General features: G+C 43.3%; 13 protein-coding genes. 10 read left to right on the top strand and 3 right to left on the bottom strand.

What is annotated here, in order from left to right; all coding sequences use genetic code 11:
- Positions 1-8: 8 nt before the first annotated feature.
- The 4 genes from mnmG (at position 9) to CHX27_RS08500 (ending at position 3,985) form a co-directional block, all read left to right on the top strand.
- Positions 9-1,880 carry a tRNA uridine-5-carboxymethylaminomethyl(34) synthesis enzyme MnmG gene (gene mnmG / locus CHX27_RS08515; protein WP_094486341.1) on the top strand — a complete coding sequence of 624 codons (1,872 nt, stop codon included), beginning with the start codon at positions 9-11 and terminating at the stop codon, positions 1,878-1,880.
- A 17-nt stretch (positions 1,881-1,897) separates the two neighbouring features.
- Positions 1,898-2,383: a hypothetical protein gene (locus CHX27_RS08510; protein WP_094486340.1), complete on the top strand. Its 486-nt coding sequence runs from the start codon at positions 1,898-1,900 to the stop codon at positions 2,381-2,383.
- A complete protein-coding gene (locus tag CHX27_RS08505; RefSeq protein WP_094486339.1) occupies positions 2,380-3,213 on the top strand; it encodes a class I SAM-dependent methyltransferase in 834 nt (277 codons plus the stop codon). Before CHX27_RS08510 ends, CHX27_RS08505 begins: the two co-directional genes overlap by 4 nt.
- A gap of 214 nt (positions 3,214-3,427) precedes the next feature.
- A complete protein-coding gene (locus tag CHX27_RS08500) occupies positions 3,428-3,985 on the top strand; it encodes an OmpH family outer membrane protein (RefSeq protein WP_094486338.1) in 558 nt (185 codons plus the stop codon).
- A gap of 252 nt (positions 3,986-4,237) precedes the next feature.
- Here CHX27_RS08500 and CHX27_RS08495 read toward each other — a convergent pair whose 3' ends face one another.
- Positions 4,238-4,846, bottom strand: a complete 609-nt coding sequence (locus CHX27_RS08495) for a superoxide dismutase (RefSeq protein WP_094486337.1) — start codon at positions 4,844-4,846, stop codon at positions 4,238-4,240.
- A gap of 129 nt (positions 4,847-4,975) precedes the next feature.
- Here CHX27_RS08495 and CHX27_RS08490 point away from each other — a divergent pair, with 129 nt between their 5' ends.
- From CHX27_RS08490 to CHX27_RS08475, 4 genes are all read left to right on the top strand, one after another.
- Positions 4,976-8,098 carry a UvrD-helicase domain-containing protein gene (locus CHX27_RS08490; RefSeq protein ID WP_094486336.1) on the top strand — a complete coding sequence of 1,041 codons (3,123 nt, stop codon included), beginning with the start codon at positions 4,976-4,978 and terminating at the stop codon, positions 8,096-8,098.
- Positions 8,099-8,199: 101 nt separating this feature from the next.
- The gene (gene kbl, locus CHX27_RS08485) at positions 8,200-9,393 is read left to right on the top strand and encodes a glycine C-acetyltransferase (protein ID WP_094486335.1); all 1,194 of its coding nucleotides are present in this window, start codon (positions 8,200-8,202) and stop codon (positions 9,391-9,393) included.
- Between the two features lie 102 nt (positions 9,394-9,495).
- Positions 9,496-10,908: an OmpA family protein gene (locus tag CHX27_RS08480; RefSeq protein ID WP_094486334.1), complete on the top strand. Its 1,413-nt coding sequence runs from the start codon at positions 9,496-9,498 to the stop codon at positions 10,906-10,908.
- A 365-nt stretch (positions 10,909-11,273) separates the two neighbouring features.
- Positions 11,274-14,033: a PD-(D/E)XK nuclease family protein gene (locus CHX27_RS08475; protein ID WP_094486333.1), complete on the top strand. Its 2,760-nt coding sequence runs from the start codon at positions 11,274-11,276 to the stop codon at positions 14,031-14,033.
- Positions 14,034-14,220: 187 nt separating this feature from the next.
- Here the strand turns inward: CHX27_RS08475 and CHX27_RS08470 are convergent, their stop codons facing one another.
- Together CHX27_RS08470 and CHX27_RS08465 are read right to left on the bottom strand one after the other, a co-directional pair.
- The gene (locus tag CHX27_RS08470; RefSeq protein ID WP_094486332.1) at positions 14,221-15,015 is read right to left on the bottom strand and encodes an alpha/beta fold hydrolase; all 795 of its coding nucleotides are present in this window, start codon (positions 15,013-15,015) and stop codon (positions 14,221-14,223) included.
- A complete protein-coding gene (locus CHX27_RS08465) occupies positions 15,012-16,304 on the bottom strand; it encodes an aminopeptidase P family protein (protein WP_094486331.1) in 1,293 nt (430 codons plus the stop codon). The genes CHX27_RS08470 and CHX27_RS08465 overlap by 4 nt, the downstream gene beginning before the upstream one ends.
- A 218-nt stretch (positions 16,305-16,522) precedes the next feature.
- Between CHX27_RS08465 and CHX27_RS08460 the strand changes: the two genes are divergently transcribed.
- Complete coding sequence (locus CHX27_RS08460; RefSeq protein WP_094486330.1) at positions 16,523-17,188, top strand: succinate dehydrogenase cytochrome b subunit; 666 nt, start codon at positions 16,523-16,525, stop codon at positions 17,186-17,188.
- Positions 17,189-17,200: 12 nt separating this feature from the next.
- Positions 17,201-19,201: a fumarate reductase/succinate dehydrogenase flavoprotein subunit gene (locus CHX27_RS08455; RefSeq protein WP_094486329.1), complete on the top strand. Its 2,001-nt coding sequence runs from the start codon at positions 17,201-17,203 to the stop codon at positions 19,199-19,201.

Genomic DNA, 19,201 nt, shown 5'->3' with positions numbered 1-19,201 from the left:
ACTAAATTATGTTTAAAGATTTATACGATGTGATTGTGGTTGGCGCTGGGCACGCAGGTTGTGAGGCCGCTGCCGCTGCTGCAAATATGGGAGCGAAGACTTTGTTGGTGACGATGAATCTGCAAACTATTGCGCAGATGTCGTGCAATCCAGCGATGGGCGGTATTGCGAAAGGACAAATTGTTCGCGAGATTGATGCGATGGGCGGATATTCTGGAATCGTTTCAGATCGAACGGCTATTCAATTTAAGATGCTCAATAAGTCGAAAGGACCCGCTATGTGGTCGCCGAGAGTGCAGAGCGACCGGATGCGTTTCGCGGAAGAGTGGCGGGACATGCTGGAAAACACGCCCAATCTAGATTTCTATCAAGAAATGATTTCAGGTTTGTTGTTTGATGGCAACGCTATTGCTGGTGTGAAAACAAGCTTGGGAATCGAAATCAAAGGCCGTGCTGTTGTGCTAACCAATGGGACGTTTTTAAACGGATTGATACACATTGGCGAGAAACAATTTGGCGGAGGTAGAGCGGGTGAGTCGGCTGCTTTTGGAATTACGGAGATTTTAAAAGACCGTGGTTTTGAAAGCGGGCGCATGAAAACAGGGACGCCGCCGCGAGTGGATGCACGTTCAATCGACTTCAGTAAGCTGCAAGAAGAACCGGGAGATGCGTATCCGCAAAAGTTTAGTTACAGCAATTTATCGCAGCCTTTACAGGAGCAAAAGAGTTGCTACATGGCATATACTTCGCCGCTGGTTCACGATTTGTTGCGCAGCGGTTTCGATCGTTCGCCCATGTTTAACGGACGTATAAAAAGTATCGGCCCGCGTTATTGTCCATCGATTGAAGATAAGATAAATCGTTTCGCAGACAAAGAGCGCCATCAATTGTTTATTGAACCTGAAGGATGGAAAACACGGGAAATGTACGTAAACGGATTCTCGACTTCGTTACCTGAAGACGTGCAATTCAAGGCGCTAAGTTCGGTTGTTGGTTTCGAGAAGGTGAAATTTCTCCGACCGGGTTATGCCATAGAATACGACTATTTTCCGCCAACGCAGCTTAAGCATACGCTCGAAACAAAGTTGGTTGATCATTTGTATTTCGCGGGACAAATTAACGGAACTACGGGATATGAAGAAGCGGCGGCACAAGGACTCATGGCAGGGATTAATGCTGTTTTAAAGTTACGCGAGCAAGAGCCGTTGATTTTGAAACGTGACGAAGCCTATATTGGCGTACTTATCGACGATTTGATTACCAAAGGAACAGAAGAGCCGTATCGTATGTTTACCTCGCGTGCAGAGTATCGAACTTTACTACGTCAGGACAATGCCGATGAACGCTTAACGCGAAAAGCATTTGATATCGGTTTAGCTAGTGAATCGCGCTTACGCAGAATGGAAGAGAAGTATGCGAAAGCCCAAGATGTAGTGACTTTTTTCAAAGAAACGAGTGTTACGCCAGCAGAGGTTAATCCGATATTGGTTGCACGCGAATCCGCAGAGATTGTTCAAAGCGATAAAATGTTTAAAGTTTTCTCTCGTCCACAAATAGACTTAGCTGCTATGCGCGAACTCGAGAAAGTACAGGCGTTTTTAGCAGACAAAGATTTGGATGATGAGATACTAGAACAAGCCGAAATTATTGTGAAGTATTCGGGGTATATAGAAAAGGAGCGCAATCAAGCCGACAAGCTTCAGCGTCTGGAAGATATTAAGATCCCCGAAAGCTTTGATTATATGCAACTCAAATCTATGTCGATTGAAGCACGGCAGAAATTAACGGCTATCAAACCAATCACTTTAAGCCAAGCATCGAGAATTAGCGGCGTATCGCCCAGCGATATTTCGGTTTTGCTTGTGCACATGGGAAGATAGTTTCACGTGGAACACCAATGAGAAAAGCACTGTTTGTAGGCCTTAGCGCATTTTTACTTTTTCTAGTTAACGGATGCGGAGCCGGTAAATCGACATTAGTAGACGATTATTTTATTGCCGTAGAAGGAAAGACCGTTTCCAACAAAGCTTTAAATGCATTCATATTTGAGAACCGAAACAACGAACTGCATTTCCGAAACTACATGCGCGCTCGCTTTGGCGTTACAGGCGAAGACTTTGATGTAGATGTGAGCGTAAATGGCCAACCTATTCGGCTGCTCTTTTACAGCAAAAACGATTTTGATCGCTATTTTGAAAAATACAATTTTAAATACACCGGTTTGGTCGACGATATTACCGCCGATCAAATGGCAGCCAACCATTTCGTAGCCATTAGTGCTGTAGATGCTGCCGGAAACGATGCGCTCGATGAATCGCATATAATTTATCAGGAAATGATTGCTTTCTTAAATGATTTCAAAAAACAATACCTCCGATTATGAGCGCTACCGAAAATTTACGCGTTACCGATTTCAGCGTTTCAAAAGAAGTTTTTGAGCTGCGTTTTAACGAATCGCTACAAGCTCTGGAAACCTTTCCTAAACCTGCCGATATCGACAAATACTACGAATCCGACGATTATATTTCGCACACCGATAATAATAGCGGCTTCGTCAACAAGATTTATCAGTCGGTCAAACAGTACATGCTATCTAAAAAAGTACGTTTGTTGTTTCAGTACAAACGAAATTTAAAAACGGTTTTAGATGTTGGTGCAGGTACAGCAGCATTTGTAAAACTACTGCAAACAGTAAATGTGCAGGCAAAAGGCGTAGAGCCAAGCGAAATTGCACGAAAGCATGCGGCCGACAAAGGTGTAAAGTTGTTCGAGAAAATTGAGCAAGTTTCCGGAGAGCAATTCGATGCAATTACCATGTGGCATGTACTCGAACACATACCCGATCCAAAAGAACACCTGCGAACCTGCTACGAGCTGTTGAATAAAGACGGCTTGCTGGTTATTGCCGTTCCGAATTATAAATCGTTCGACGCAAAATATTACGGCGCTTTTTGGGCCGCTTACGATGTTCCAAGACACCTTTGGCATTTCAATCAAGTGGGGATGCAACAAATATTGAGAGAAAGCGGTTTTGAAATGCGCGCGATTAAACCCATGATTTTTGACGCTTTTTATATTGCACTGCTTTCCGAAAAATATAAAAACGGACGCAGCTCTATCTTTAAAGCATTTTGGATTGGCTTACGCTCAAACTGGAAAGCTTTAGGTAATAAAGAATACTCGAGCCTCATTTACATCGCGCAAAAATCGTAAAAAGCCGTTTATTTAACCGCTATTCAACGATTGCGGATTTAAACGATAATTTACCTTAGGAAATGTCGAAAGCGCCTTAAAACGCATTTATTTAAGTCGTTTTTAATAGACGATTCTAATAACACCCTTGTTTTTTATAAATTTATCTTATACTAATAAAAACATCTCGTTGCATTTCAAAATTTCTACATTTGTGCGATTTTAAAATTGAATAATGAAAAAAGTAGTTGTAATTCTTGCGTTCGGACTCTTAGCACTTGCGTGTTCGAAAACCGCAGAAGTAAAAGAGGCTAAATATGCGTACATCGATACCGCAAAATTGATGGAAGAGTATGAAGAAGCAAAAGATATCGAAGCGAAGTACAAAAGTAAATCGGAGGAAGCCGGTCGAAAGTTTGAAGTAGCCGAACAAAATTTTAAAGCTGATGCCGAGAACTTCGAGAGAAGTGCACGTGCAAATGGCGAAGCTTGGGCGCAACAAAAAGGAGCGGAGCTACAACGTCGCCAACAAGAATTGCAGTATTCTGCACAAGCAGTTGCACAGCAGTTACAGCAACAAATGGGTACAGAGATGGACTCGTTGGTGAAAAACGTTAAATCGTTTATCAAAGACTATGGAAAGAAAAACGGTTACAAATACATTTTTGGAACGGGTGAAACGGCTACGATTTTGTACGGCGATGAGAAAGAAGACATCACCAAAGAAATTGTTAAGTTGCTAAACGAGAAGTACAAAGCTACGCCAGCGAAAGAAACAGCGGAGAAAAAATAAACTTTTCACGTAGCTAAAGAATATAAACCCAGAGCAATCTGGGTTTTTTTATGCTCGTTTTTTTGGAACGATTTTCCGCAGTAGCGACAGCAGCGGCATCCCCCGACGTCAGACGGGGATATAGCGAATGGCGCGGTGCCGGCGCTCCGCAATTGTTTCGTAAGGACGTAGCCGGCAACTGCCCAAATAAAAAACCGCCTCATTCCTTAATGAAGAGACGGTTCTTAAATTTCAGAAAATCAAAGATTTAACTTATTTTTCGAGTGCGTATCTGCGTGCTACTTCCGTCCAATTAATTACGTTGAAAAACGCTTCGATGTAATCCGGACGACGGTTTTGATAGTTCAGATAATACGCGTGTTCCCAAACGTCTAATCCCAAAATTGGCGTTCCTTCGCAGCCCACTTCCGGCATCAACGGATTGTCTTGATTTGGCGTTGCACACACTTCAAGTTTTCCGTCTGATTTCACGCAAAGCCAAGCCCAGCCTGAGCCAAATTGTGTTGCTGCCGCTTTCGCAAATTTTGCTTTGAACTCGTCGAAAGTTCCAAAGTCGCGCTCAATAGCCGCCGCTAAATCGCCCGTTGGTAAACCACCGCCGTTTGGCGACAATACAGTCCAAAACAAATTGTGGTTGTAAAAACCGCCTCCGTTGTTGCGAACAGCAGCATTTTTCTTGTCGAGATTGATTAGAATGTTCTCAATTGTAAGTCCTTCTAAATCAGTTCCCGCAATCGCAGCGTTCAAATTGGTTGTGTAGGCATTGTGGTGTTTTGTATGATGGATTTCCATCGTGCGCGCATCGATGTGCGGTTCTAAAGCGTTGTAATCGTAAGGTAATTTTGGTAATTCAAAAGCCATAATGTTGTTTTTAAGTTTAACAAAAGGACTTCAAATTTAGGTAATAAATCTCGGGCTTATTGGTAAAGTAAAGTTATATTTTAGCTAATTTGTGAAAAAAAAATCTGCGTTTAGAAAACTGCTTAAAACATGCCGACAATTTCTGAAACTCCATCAATTTCAATTTACTACGCTTCGGCCGGATCGGGTAAAACCTATACACTCGTTAAAGAGTATTTGAAAATCCTGCTATGTAGCCCGCGTGTTGATGCCTACAAACGCATTTTGGCGGTTACGTTTACCAACAAAGCCGTCAGCGAAATGAAGAGTCGGATTTTGGAAAGTTTATACGCCTTTTCGCTCGATGAACCGTCCGACAAAATGCGAGAATACCGCGCTTTAATTAGCAGTGAAATAGGAAAATCGGAGCAAGAAATTCAGCAGCATGCCAACGCCATCGTCAAGAACTTGTTGCACAATTACGCCTCCTTCGACATCATGACCCTCGATAAATTTACACATCGAGTTATCCGTGCTTTTGCTGTCGATTTCGATTTACCGGTAAATTTCGATGTTACGCTCGACACCAAAACCATTTTGCAAGAGGCGGTAGAACGAGTGATTAACGATGCAGGAAACGATCCCATTTTGACCGAAATTTTGTTGGAACATCTGGAGAATAATGTTGAAGAAGGCAACAGTCATCGGATGTTTCAGCAACAGCTGTATCGCGATGCCGAAGTAATTACTAAAGACGATTTTAAATCGGGATTAGAAGAATTGCGCGATTTCAGTATGTTCGATTTCCGCAGTTTTCAGAAGCAACTTCGGCAGAAAATTTCGGAAGCAAAAGCAGAGCTCGCCAAACGAGCGGCCGAGGTAAAAGCCGATTTCGACCGACTGTGGGAGCAGGGTCCGTTTATAGCAGCAAATTCTAAGTTTATTTCGCAAATACAAACGCAAGACGACAAGTATTTCGACAAAAAGTTCGAGAGTATTGAATCGCTTCGCGTTAAAAAAGGATTTGATACGCCGGCCTTGCTTTCAGATTTAGAAAAACTGCTTGCTAAAATGCAACTGATTTATGAGCTCCGTACGCGAAAAAGCAGATTTCAATTAATTGTAGATAAGATTGTTGGGATGTCTTTACTGTTGCAAATTCGCAAAGAGTTTCGAGAAGTGCAGCGCGAGCGAGACGAAATTCCACTATCTGAATTCAACGAAATAATTGCCAATAATTTACAACAACAACCGGCACTATTTATTTACGAACGAATAGGAGGGAAGTACGATCATTTTTTTATTGATGAATTTCAGGATACTTCGGTGCTGCAATGGAACAATTTGGTTCCGTTAATCGACAATACCACAGCCGGCATGTCGGAAGACGGTACCAAAGGAACTTTAATGATTGTTGGTGATCCGAAACAGGCCATTTATCGTTGGCGCGGTGGGCGAGCAGAATTGTTGCAAGGACTTGCCAACCAGACCAATAAACCTTTTGTGAACGATGATGTACAAACTTTTGTACTCGATACCAATTACCGAAGTTTTAGTAACGTCATTGCTTTTAACAACGCGTTTTTTGATTATTCGAAAGAGTTTCTAGCCAGTGAATCCACCAAAGCACTATACAGCGAAACAGCATCGCAGAAGCCAAACAGCAAGCAGGGCGGTAGTGTTCGAGTTACGGTATCTGAAATTGCCGAACACGAAAATGTGGTTATTGATTCGATTCGCCATTTTTTAAGTTTGGGATTCAAATACCAAGATATAGCCGTTCTCAGTAATAAGAATGCCGAATTGTACAAGATATCCGAGGTTTTACTAGAGAATAACATACCGATTTTGAGCGCCGAATCGCTGCAAATAAAAGCCTCGCCCGATGTTAAGTTGATAAAAGCCTTGCTACAACTTTTGTACAATCCCGAGGATACTAACGGCCAGTTTGAATTTTTGTACCAGCTAGCCCAATTGCAAACAGCTTTGACTGTCGACGCGTATATCGCTTCGAATCTGGCACACTGGCGCGAAATGAAAAAAGTTGATTTCCCAGAGTCTGTTGCTTTTCCAGCAAATTTCGACACACTGCGCTTGATGAGTATTTTTGAAGTAATTCACCTGTGTACGGTTTGGTTAGAAGCGCAAAAACAACACGCGTTTAGCGATGCGTATTTGCAGGTTTTTGGCGATTTAGCTTTGCAATGTGAAGCGAGAGGACTCACAGGTTTGCAAGATTTCTTGGAGTTTTTAGAAGAAAAGAAAGGTTTGGAAGTTGCTGTAGCGCCGCCACCGGGAGTGGATGCCGTGAAGTTGATGTCGGTACACAAGTCAAAAGGACTCGAATTTCCCGTTGTTATTTACCCCTTTGTTGCTACACCGCGAAATGCTCCACCAGAGAAGTTGTGGATTCCGAACGAAGCAGAAGACATAGAATTACCGCTCACCTTAATCGATTCGAACGCAAAATTGGACGTATTGAACGACACGGCTGGTGCTGTTTTCACAGAAGTACAGCAACAGCGACAAACGGATAAAATGAATCAGTATTATGTGGCGTTTACTCGCGCTGAGGAACATTTACATATTGTGACAGTTCCGCCGCCGAAATCGAGTTCAAATCCGTTTAACATTGAAACTATTTTGACCAATTTTGCGACCGATTCTGGTATGCAAGCGTTAGAATCGCAATCGTTTATTTTTGGAGATGATACAACTTCAAAAACAGCCACTACCGACAGCATCTCTGTGGATTATTTATCGCGAACACCTCAGAAAGAACAGCGAAATGCCATAAAAATTGCCGATCGAGCCGCACTGCTGTGGGGATCAGCTGCCGAGAAAGCGCTGGCAACAGGGATTTTACTGCATGAATTATTAGCCGAAGTAAAACAGCAAGAAGACGTGCAAAACGTGATCGAAAAAGCCGTGCAATCGGGCAAGTTAACAACCGACGAGTTAGCGCCGATCAGCGTACAAATGCAGAAAATAGTTGCGCATCCCGACTTAAGCGAGTTTTTTAGTCGCGACGTTAAAACCATAACCGAACAGGCTATACTTTCAGCTCATGCACCGATCTTAAAACCTGATCGCGTGAGTTTTTTGAATAAAAATCAGGTTGCATTATTGGACTACAAAACCGGAAGTAAACGCGGTGAACACGCGAAACAATTGGACTCATATGCAGCAGTTTTGCAAGAAATGGGATTAGAAGTTGTAAAGAAAGCCTTGGTTTATACTTCGGAAGAACTGGAGGTTGTATTAGTTCCCTAAAGCGACAAAGAATATATTGCTAACCGCGCAAAGAAAGCAGTTCCGATAAAATTTTTAAATCGAACTTAGGTTCATAACTTTGGCAGACAAATAAAAAAAGTATGTACGGCAAAATTCAACAGCATTTGCAAGCAGAGCTTGAGCAAATTCGCGAGAACGGATTGTTTAAACAAGAACGCATTATTACATCTCCACAAGGGGCAGAAATAACCATTTCAACAGGTCAGACGGTTTTAAATTTCTGTGCGAATAACTATTTGGGATTGTCGTCGCATCCAGAAGTGGTACAAGCAGCAAAAGATGCATTAGATACGCACGGTTTTGGAATGTCGTCGGTGCGGTTTATTTGTGGAACTCAAGACATTCACAAGCAGTTAGAGCAAGCCATTGCCGACTTTTACGGAACGGAAGACACCATTTTGTACGCTGCAGCTTTTGATGCAAACGGTGGAGTTTTCGAACCGCTGTTGGGCGAACACGATTGCATTATTTCCGACAGTCTTAATCACGCTTCGATTATCGATGGTGTTCGTCTGTGTAAGGCAGCACGTTATCGCTACGAAAACAACAACATGGCTGATTTAGAACAACAACTAATTGCAGCTACCGAGAAAAACCACAGATTTAAATTGATAGTAACCGACGGTGTATTTTCGATGGACGGACTGGTTGCTCCTTTAGATCAGATTTGTGACTTGGCCGAGCGTTACGATGCTTTAGTGATGGTGGATGAATGTCATGCAGCGGGATTTATCGGAGCTACTGGTAAAGGAACGCTGGAAGCAAAAAACGTTATGGGTCGTGTGGATATCATAACGGGTACCTTAGGTAAAGCTCTGGGTGGCGCGATGGGCGGATATACAACAGCAAAGAAAGAAATCATCGAAATTTTACGTCAGCGCTCGCGCCCGTATTTGTTTTCTAACTCGTTGGCACCAGCAATTGTAGGCGCTTCGTTAAAGGTTTTTGAACTGTTGAAGACCGATACAAGCTTACGCGACACGTTGGAATTTAACACAAATTATTTCAAGAATGGAATGAAAAAAGCAGGTTTTGACATCATTGATGGCGATTCGGCAATTGTTCCAGTGATGTTATACGACGCAAAATTGGCACAAAATATGGCTGCAAAACTGCTGGAAGAAGGGATATACGTCATTGGCTTTTTCTTCCCAGTTGTTCCCAAAGAGAAGGCAAGAATTCGCGTTCAATTGTCGGCAGCACATACTGTTGAGCATCTAGATAAAGCGATCCAGGCATTTACTAAAGTTGGGAAAGAACTTTCTATAATTTAAAAGAATTTTTATATTCTTTCACGATTTTTAACAGATACTTTTTTTATAAGAAATATCAACTTACTTTTGCCAGAACTAATTACGTAACTAAATAACTCAAGTATGAAAAATCTTAACAAGTTTTTTGCTGCTTCGTTGTTAGTACTAGGCCTCAGCGCTCAGGCGCAAGATGGTGACAACCCTTGGGCATTGTCGTTTGGTGTCAATGCTGTTGACACGAGAACTAGCGCTAATGGAAGTGGTGTTTTTGATCAACCCTTCAAAGTAAAAGACAACTGGAATATCTTTCCCTCTGTTTCTTACGTTAGCCTAAACCGCTATTTGGCGGATGGTTTCTCTGTTGGTGCAACGGGTTCTATAAACAGAATCACTAAATTGGTTTATCAGTCTGATGTAAATCCTATGGATTATGTGGCGGTAAATCCTGGAGATTTAGAATATTATGCACTTGACGGACACATCCGTTATAGCTTCATGCCATTAATCAAATCTAAGGTTATTGAGCCTACATTGAGCATTGGTGGTGGTTACCAGTGGGTTGGTGATTTCGACGCAGCTACCTTGAACGGTGGTGCAGGTTTAACTTACTGGTTTGCAGAAACTGTAGGTCTTTCTTGGCAAGCAGTTTACAAATATTCATTTGCAGACAACCGCGCAAACGCCGACCGTGCAACAGGTATTCCAACGCATTTCCAACATTTAGTTGGTTTGACTTTTAGATTTGGTGGAGTTGATACTGACAACGACGGTATTTACGACAAATACGATGCTTGTCCAGATGTAGCAGGTCCTAAAAACCTTAATGGTTGTCCGGATACAGACGGAGACGGCGTTCTTGACAAAGACGATTCATGTGTTGACGTAGCTGGTTTAGCTGCATTCGCTGGTTGTCCAGATACTGATGGCGACGGAATTCAAGACAGCGAAGATGCATGTGTTGATGTTGCAGGTATTAAGTCATTGAAAGGTTGTCCAGATGCAGATGGCGATGGAATTGCCGATAAAGACGATAAGTGTCCAACTACCAAAGGTCCAAGAGATAACCAAGGTTGTCCTTACCCTGATACAGACGGAGACGGAGTTCTTGACAAAGACGATAAGTGTCCAAACGTGAAAGGTGTAGCTTCTAACAACGGTTGCCCAGAAGTAGCAATCACTTCTGAAGCTGTAGACCGCTTAAACGCTTACGCTAAAACAATCTTGTTCAATAGCGGTAAGTCTTCATTCAAGCAAGAAACTTTCGCAGTACTTCAGTCAATCACTGCAATCTTGAAACAATATCCAACTGCAAAATTCTCTATCGAAGGTCACACCGACAGCGATGGTAAAGATGCTGCTAACCAGAAATTATCTGAGGAGCGCGCTGCAGCTGTTAAAAATTACTTGATCGAAAATGGTGTTGCCGCTAGCCGATTAACTTCTGCTGGTTTTGGAGAAAGCAAGCCAATCGATTCTAACAAAACAGCTAAAGGAAAAGCTAACAACCGTCGTGTTGAGGTGAAATTAGTAAACTAATTCCACTACTATAAAGTACTAAAAGGCTGCTATATGCAGCCTTTTTTTATGCGCTTTTTTAAGATTTCCGTTTCTTAACCAAAGCTGTTCAAGGTTTTCACCTTCCTTTTCTACATCATAAAAACAATAGCTTTTCAAGCTCTATTTCTCTACTTTTTGTAGCTTTCGCTTGATTTTAAATTCCGAGAAAACCGCGGAACAAAGTAATCTTTCAAAATCGTTAAGTTTGTTTTGTACGCTTTTTCTGAATTGATTTCCATACGTATTAAATTTGAAAACGTGCTTTCGACCGTAAAATCACGTGAACAAGGCACTATTAAAGTGCAACCCGAATAATCTTTTTTCTATCCAAAGCAGCAAAATCAATGGCAGCTAATACCTTTCTACAACTTTTAAGTGCCGAAATGTTCGCACACCGCGAGAAAATAGGAGAATGGCCCATAGTGATTCTTCCCAGCAAACGCGCCAAAATTTTTCTGCTTCGCGAACTGCGAGCCAACTGCCAAACTCCCGTTTTTGCACCCGAAATCTGGAGCGTCGAAGAATTCATTTCAAAGGTTAGTGGAGCTAATCCTATAGAAGAACTCAACTTATTGCTCGAGTTTTACAACGTCTACAAGTCCGTTACTAGCCACGAAAACATTCAAGATTTCTCGTTTTTCGCCAATTGGGCACCAACTGCACTAGCCGATTTCAACGAAATCGACCGCTATCTGCTCAATCCAGACGCGATATTCGACTACCTGAAAGCCATAGACGACATCAAAAAGTGGGGCGCAAACCCCGACGATACGCCGCTGCTTAAACGTTATCTCAACTTTTGGAACCAACTTCCAAAATACTATTATGCGCTCAAAGAACGCTTACTGCAGCTCAATCTCGCTTATCAAGGATTGGCATATCGCCTCGCAACCGAGCAAATCCAAGCGTTTGCAGCTAATACCAACGAACACTTCTTCTTCGCTGGATTTAACGCCTTAAATGCCGCCGAAGAACGCATCATCAAAAGTCTGATGGAACTTGGCAAAGCACAGATTTTTTTCGATATCGATAAAACCTTATTCGCCGATAAAACACACGACGCAGGACTATTTCTGAGACGCTACGCCACAACCTGGCCGCAGTTTCGATCACAAAACATGAATTTTATCACCGATGCGTTCAGTCAACACAAAGAAATCAATTGCCTCGGAACTACCGGACGCATCGGACAAGTGAAAATTGCCGCGCAAATCCTGAACGAATGGGTTCAGCAAAATCCTGAACATCTTTCTAAAATAGCAGTAGTCTTAGCCGACGAATCGCTGCTGCAACCGCTCTTAGCTGCGCTACCCTCGCATATCGAAACACTGAATATTACGATGGGCTTGCCGTTAGAAAAGTCCTCGGTAGTACAGTTGTTTAAAGATATTCTTCGCATGCAACTTGCCGCAAAACAACGAAAAGGCGGCAGTATTTACCACCGCGATTTGCTTCGCGTACTGTCGCACAATTTCATTTCCGGAAGGCAAGCCAACAAAATCTTGCAGTATTTAACCGAAAATAACATTGCCTTCTGCAACAGCAACAGGCTACTTCAACGCACCGAGGATCCGCTCCTACGCGCCATCCTAACCGATATCGAACCCAACGGAAGTAATCTGCCCGCGTATCTCACCACGATCATCAACTTGCTCAAACCCACGCTTTCCGTAGAGCAACGCGAAAGCAGATTGCAACTGAGCTATCTCTTCGAATTTGCACGCGTTGTGGCCAAATGGTCCGAATACCTCGAAACCGCACAGCAACAAATTACACTCGATATCGACCAAGCCATTCAAATTCTAAAACAACTGCTTAAAACCGTCACCGTTTCTTTTGAAGGAGAACCGCTCGAAGGACTCCAAATTATGGGTATTTTAGAGTCTAGAACGCTCGATTTCGAACGCGTCCTAGTCTTGGGTCTAAACGAAGGAAAACTGCCCGCAGGAAAGAGTTTTAATAGCTTTATTCCGCACGATGTGAAACGCGAACGCGGATTGCCAACCTATCGCGAAAAAGACGCTATTTTTTCCTACCACTTTTACCACTTGCTCCAACGTGCCAAACACGTAGATCTCATCTACAATCTCGATACCGAAGGCTTCGAAAGTGCCGAACGCAGCCGCTTTATCACGCAATTGCTTTTCGATCCCTCACCCAACCACCAAATAACGGAACGTATTTTCAACACTTTCGTTGAAGCCAAAGCCGAAGCGCCTCAAGAAATCATTAAAACGCCCACACTAATCAATCAAATCAAGCAATTGCTCGCCCACGGTTTGTCTCCATCGGCAGTCGATTCGTATTTGAGAAGTCCGCTCGAGTTTTACAAACAGTACCTGCTCGGCTTGCGACCCGAAGACGAAGTCGAGGAGAACATCGCGGCAAATACGCTCGGGACGATCATTCATAACGTATTCGAAAAGCTCTACGAACCGTATCTAAATCAGGTGCTTACAACCAATTTCTATGACAAAGCGCTCGCACTTTTCCCCGAATTGCTGCAAAAAGAAGCCGAGATTTTATTCAAAGAAGGCGATTTGGCTTTCGGACAAAATTTCCTCGAAATTAGTTTTGCTCGAACCACCATTAAATCCTATCTCGAGGCCGAACGTGCCTTAGTTGCTACTGGAAATACATTGATTATTAGACTTTTAGAACAAAAACTTTCTGCCGATTTATCCGTGCCAGAATTCGATTTTCCAGTGCGCGTTTCCGGTAAAGTCGATCGTATCGATGAGCTAAACGGAACCATTCGCGTGCTCGATTACAAAACGGGCCGCGTAGATCGAAATTATCTCAAGTTCGATGCCGCCGCACAACACGAAGCCAATCTTAAAGAAAGCAAGGTTTTACAGCTGCTTACCTACGCTTTTGCAGCCGCCAGCGGAACGCCATTTAAAACGTTCGAGGCTGGAATTATTTCGTTGCGAAGCCCAAAAGAAGGCGCCATTGTGCTGCAACTTAAAAACTTTGCCGCCTCGGATACCGTGATCGATCAAGCGGTTTTTGACCAGTATCAACAAGCCATGACGTACGTGATTAGCGAAATGCTCAATCCCGACGTTCCGTTTACCGCCGATCGAAAGAAGGAAAAAAAGTAAATTTTACCGAACGATTTTTAGTGGTTTTTTGGGCAGCTTTTCGCGCTTTTCGTTTCAATTTGGGCGCGCAACGGCGGTTCCGGCAGCTTTTGCATACAGCTTCCGTTGGTCGCAGCACCCAAAAAGCCTCCACACGCCCTTGCACGGCCCGTATTTCCACTGCAATCGCGGCTGCGGGCAATCGTTATCAAGATTTCAGTTTCTTAACCAATTTCAAAAATCTGCTCACGGCCGCAGTGTATCGTTCCGGATCTTCAATGTGCGACATATGTCCCTCTTCGCACACGACCAATTCGGCCGAAGAGCCAAGCAACTGTTCTTGAATTCCAGTCAGCGGCAAGACCGGATCTAGTTTTCCAGCGATGTACATTATCGGAAACGGCGCAAAGTGAATAATCACCTCACGGTCTTTCCGAATTTTCATGCCTTCCAAAGCTGCAACAATACCTTGTACCGGTGTTTGCAAGGCTTTTTCGCGCAGTCGTGCAATTTCTTCTTTGCAACGCTCGCGACTCGCTTCGCTAAACAAATTAGCAATCGATAAGTACACAAAAGTGCGGTGATCTTGTTTTACGGCAGCAATCGCCCGATCGCGATTTATCTTTCGTTCTTCCGAATCGGCCACAGCAGTCGAATTTTGCATGATCAGGGCTTTTACGCGTTCCGGATAGTATTCGGCAACAGCCAAAGCCACATAACCACCCATGGAATGACCGAGGAAAACCGCGTTTTTTATTTTGAGTTGGTCCAGTAAATCCACAACCATATCGGCCTGATCTTCCATGGTATGCACGTAGCCTTTCGACTCGGTTTCGCCGTGTCCGAGCAAATCAACGGCAATTACCTTGTAGGTTTTACTCCACAATTCCAAAAACGGTTCAAACATCGATCGGTCTTCTAAAAAACCGTGCAACAAAACTAAAGCCGGTCCGCGACCAACAATTTCATATCCTACCGAAACGCCTTTGTACGTTCGAATCATCCGCGCATTAATTCTTCAATTTCTTCAATTTCAATCGGAATATTCGCCATTAAATTAAGTGGCGCACCCGATTCTTGTACCACAACATTGTCTTCCAAACGAATACCAAATTTCTCCTCAGGTATATAAATTCCAGGCTCTACCGTGAAAACCATATTGGCTTCCATAGGCAAGTGCAACAGTCCGTAATCGTGTGTATCGAGTCCTAAATGGTGCGAAGTGCCGTGCATAAAATACTTTTTGTACGCGGGCCAATCCGGATTTTCATTTTGTACATCGGCTTTATCGATAAGACCCAATCCGAGCAATTCCGACGTCATGAGTTTTCCCACTTCTTTGTGATATTCTTTCCAAAGCGTGCCGGGAGTCAGCATTTCGGTTGCCTCGTTTTTTACGCGCAAAACAGCGTTGTATACAGCTTTCTGACGTGCATTGTACGTTCCCGAAACCGGAATGGTGCGCGTCATGTCGCTCGAGTAATTTGCGTATTCGGCAGCCAAATCCAACAAAATCAAATCGCCTTCGCGGCAAATCTGGTTGTTTTCAATGTAGTGCAGCACGTTGGCGTTGTTACCCGAAGCAATAATGGGCGTGTAGGCAAATCCTTTGGAACGGTTACGCACAAATTCGTGCAAAAACTCGGCTTCAATTTCGTATTCGGTGACGCCGGGTTTCACAAAAGGCAATACACGTCGGAAACCGCGCTCGGTAATCGAACAGGCGTGTCTAATCAAATCAATTTCTTCCGGCTCTTTAATCGAGCGGATGTACTGCAAAATCGTATTACTTTTTGCCACCTGATGTGCCGGATATTTTGCTTTCCACCACTTCACAAAACGGTCTTCACGGGTTTCAACTTCCACATTCTGGCGGTAGTGTTCGTTGGTGTTTATGTACATGATTTCCACATAGGTCATCACTTCTTTCAATACCTTTTCAAAATCCGATAACCAAAAAACCGATTTGATTCCCGAAACCTCGTACGCACGTTCTTTGGTTAACTTTTCGCCTTCCCAAACGGCAATATGTTCGTTGGTTTCGCGCAAAAACAAAATTTCGCGCAGGTGTTCATATGGAGCGTCCGGACACAAGAGTAAAATACTTTCCTCCTGATCAACGCCCGTGAGGTAAAAAATATCGCGGTGTTGCGCAAAGGGCAAGGTGCTGTCGGCCGAAACCGGATAAATATCATTAGAATTAAATACCGCTACCGACGATGGTTTCATCTGGCTGGTAAACTTGCGGCGGTTCTTTACAAATAAGTTCTTGTCGATAGGTAGATATTTCATAGCGTTTACGTGTAAGAATAGGGTTGTAAACTTACCCAAAAATCTCGATTCAGGCGTTGCCAAGCCAACGATTTCGCAGTAGTGAGCAGATATTTTTTCGAAATGCGTTCAACAAAAGCTAAAATCATTTTAAAACGGGTATAAATAACAAAGTAAACGTTGTAGTATAGGTCGGCTTGCAGTACTTTTGTGCGATTTTAACACTAAACTGACCCACGATGTCAAACAATGGTATGCTCAAATCGTCGATAGCTCGAAAGGTAGCCATGGCGCTTTCCGGATTATTTTTGATATTATTTTTAGGACAACACTTTTTTATCAACTCCATGTCGGTAGTATCGCCAGATACTTTTAACGAGATTTCTCATTTCATGGGTTACAACCCCGTAGTGCAATTTGTATTGCAACCGATTTTGATTTTCGGTGTAATTTTTCACTTCTGCATGGGATTATATCTCGACTACCAAAACAAAAAAGCTCGTCCGATAAAATATGTGAAGAACAACGGCGCCGCGAACGCTTCCTGGATGTCTAGAAATATGGTCATCACCGGAATTGTTGTTTTGGCATTCTTAGGTTTGCATTTTTACGATTTCTGGGTTCACGAAATGAACGTGAAGTACATCAATGTGCAACCAGAAGATCCGACGCGTTATTACGAAGAACTTCGTCAGAAATTCGTTGATCCGGTTCGAGTAGGTATTTACGTGGTTTCTTTTGTGTTGCTGGCACTTCACTTGCTCCACGGGTTTATGTCGTCGTTCCAATCTATCGGATTCAACAATAAATACAGCCGCAGTTTGCGCGGATTTGCATACGCTTTTGCCATTTTGGTACCAGCGGGCTTTGCGCTAATTGCTTTATATCATCATTTCACCATTTAATCAGTTTTTGCTATGGCTTTAGATTCTAAAATACCCGCAGGTTCAATTGATCAGAAATGGACGAACTACAAAAATAAAATCAACCTTGTAAACCCGGCCAACAAACGAAATCTAGACATTATCGTGGTTGGAACAGGTTTGGCAGGAGGTTCGGCTTCGGCCACTCTAGCCGAATTAGGTTACAACGTAAAAGCGTTTTGTTTTCAAGATTCGCCACGTCGCGCTCACTCTATCGCAGCACAAGGCGGTATCAACGCGGCAAAAAATTACATGGGCGACGGTGACTCGGTGTTCCGACTCTTTTACGATACGGTAAAAGGCGGCGATTACCGCGCTCGCGAAGCTAACGTATATCGTTTAGCTGAGGTTTCTACAAACATTATCGACCAATGTGTTGCGCAAGGTGTGCCACTAGCTCGCGAATACGGCGGATTACTCGACAACCGTTCGTTTGGTGGAACGCTCGTTTCTCGTACGTTCTATGCTAAAGGACAAACCGGACAGCAATTGCTACTGGGTGCTTACTCGGCCATGAACCGCCAAATTGCACGCGGAAAAATAAAAATGTACGCGCGTCATGAAATGCTTGAGTTGGTAGTAATTGACGGAAAAGCGCGTGGTATCATTGCAAGAAACTTAATGACTGGCGCGATCGAACGCCACTCAGCACATGCAGTTGTTATTGCAAGTGGTGGCTACGGAAACGTATTTTTCTTGTCGACCAACGCTATGGGTTCAAACGTAACCGCTGCTTGGAAAGTGCACAAAAAAGGAGCATACTTCGCAAATCCGTGCTACACGCAAATTCACCCAACTTGTATTCCGGTTTCAGGTGATCACCAGTCGAAACTTACTTTGATGTCGGAATCGTTGCGAAACGACGGACGTATTTGGGTTCCAAAATCACTGGAAGACGCAAAAGCTATTCGCGAAGGACGCAAAAAACCAACGCAGTTGTCTGAAGAAGAAAGAGATTACTACTTGGAAAGACGTTATCCAGCGTTTGGAAACTTAGTTCCGCGTGATATTGCTTCGCGTGCAGCAAAAGAGCGTTGCGATGCCGGTTATGGAGTTAATAAAACAGGTGAAGCTGTGTATCTTGATTTCGCTTCTGCCATCGAGCGTTACGGCAAAGATCAAGCGCGTATTCGCCACCTCGACGAAAACAACAAAGAATTAGTTCTAAAACTTGGAAAAGAAGTAATCGCAGCTAAATACGGGAACTTATTCCAGATGTATGAGAAAATCGTAGATGAGAATCCGTACGAAACACCGATGATGATTTATCCAGCGGTACACTACACTATGGGTGGCGTTTGGGTAGATTACAATTTGATGACCACGATTCCAGGTTGTTTCGCCATCGGTGAAGCTAACTTTTCTGATCACGGAGCAAACCGTTTGGGAGCTTCGGCTTTGATGCAAGGATTAGCCGACGGTTATTTCGTTCTTCCTTACACTATCGGGGATTATTTGGCGCCAGACATTAAGCTAGGAAAAATCCCAACAGATACACCGGAGTTTGAAGAAGCAGAGAAATCGGTTCGCAACCAATTAGAGAAATTCGTTTCAAACAAAGGAACGCAACCGGTTGATCATTTCCACAGACGTTTAGGAAAAATTATGTGGGATAAAGTTGGTATGGCTCGTAACGAGAAAGGTTTGAACGAAGCCATCAAAGAAATTGCCGAATTGCGTGAAGATTTCTATAAGAATGTGAAAGTTCCTGGAACACTCGACAGCTTTAACCAAGAGTTAGAGAAAGCGATGCGTGTTGCCGACTTCCTTGAATTGGGCGAGCTTTTCGCGAAAGATGCGCTGCACCGAAACGAATCGTGTGGTGGTCACTTCCGTGAAGAGTATCAAACTCCAGACGGCGAAGCACTTCGCGACGATGAAAATTTTGCATACGTAGCTGCATGGGAATACAAAGGAAAACCAGCTGATGCCGTTTTACATAAAGAACCATTAGTTTACGACAACGTAAAACTCGTAACTCGTAGCTACAAATAA

It is taken from the genome of Flavobacterium aurantiibacter (genome assembly GCF_002251775.1).
GTDB classification, from domain to species: domain Bacteria; phylum Bacteroidota; class Bacteroidia; order Flavobacteriales; family Flavobacteriaceae; genus Flavobacterium; species Flavobacterium aurantiibacter.
This window is presented reverse-complemented; position numbering and strand designations above follow the sequence as displayed.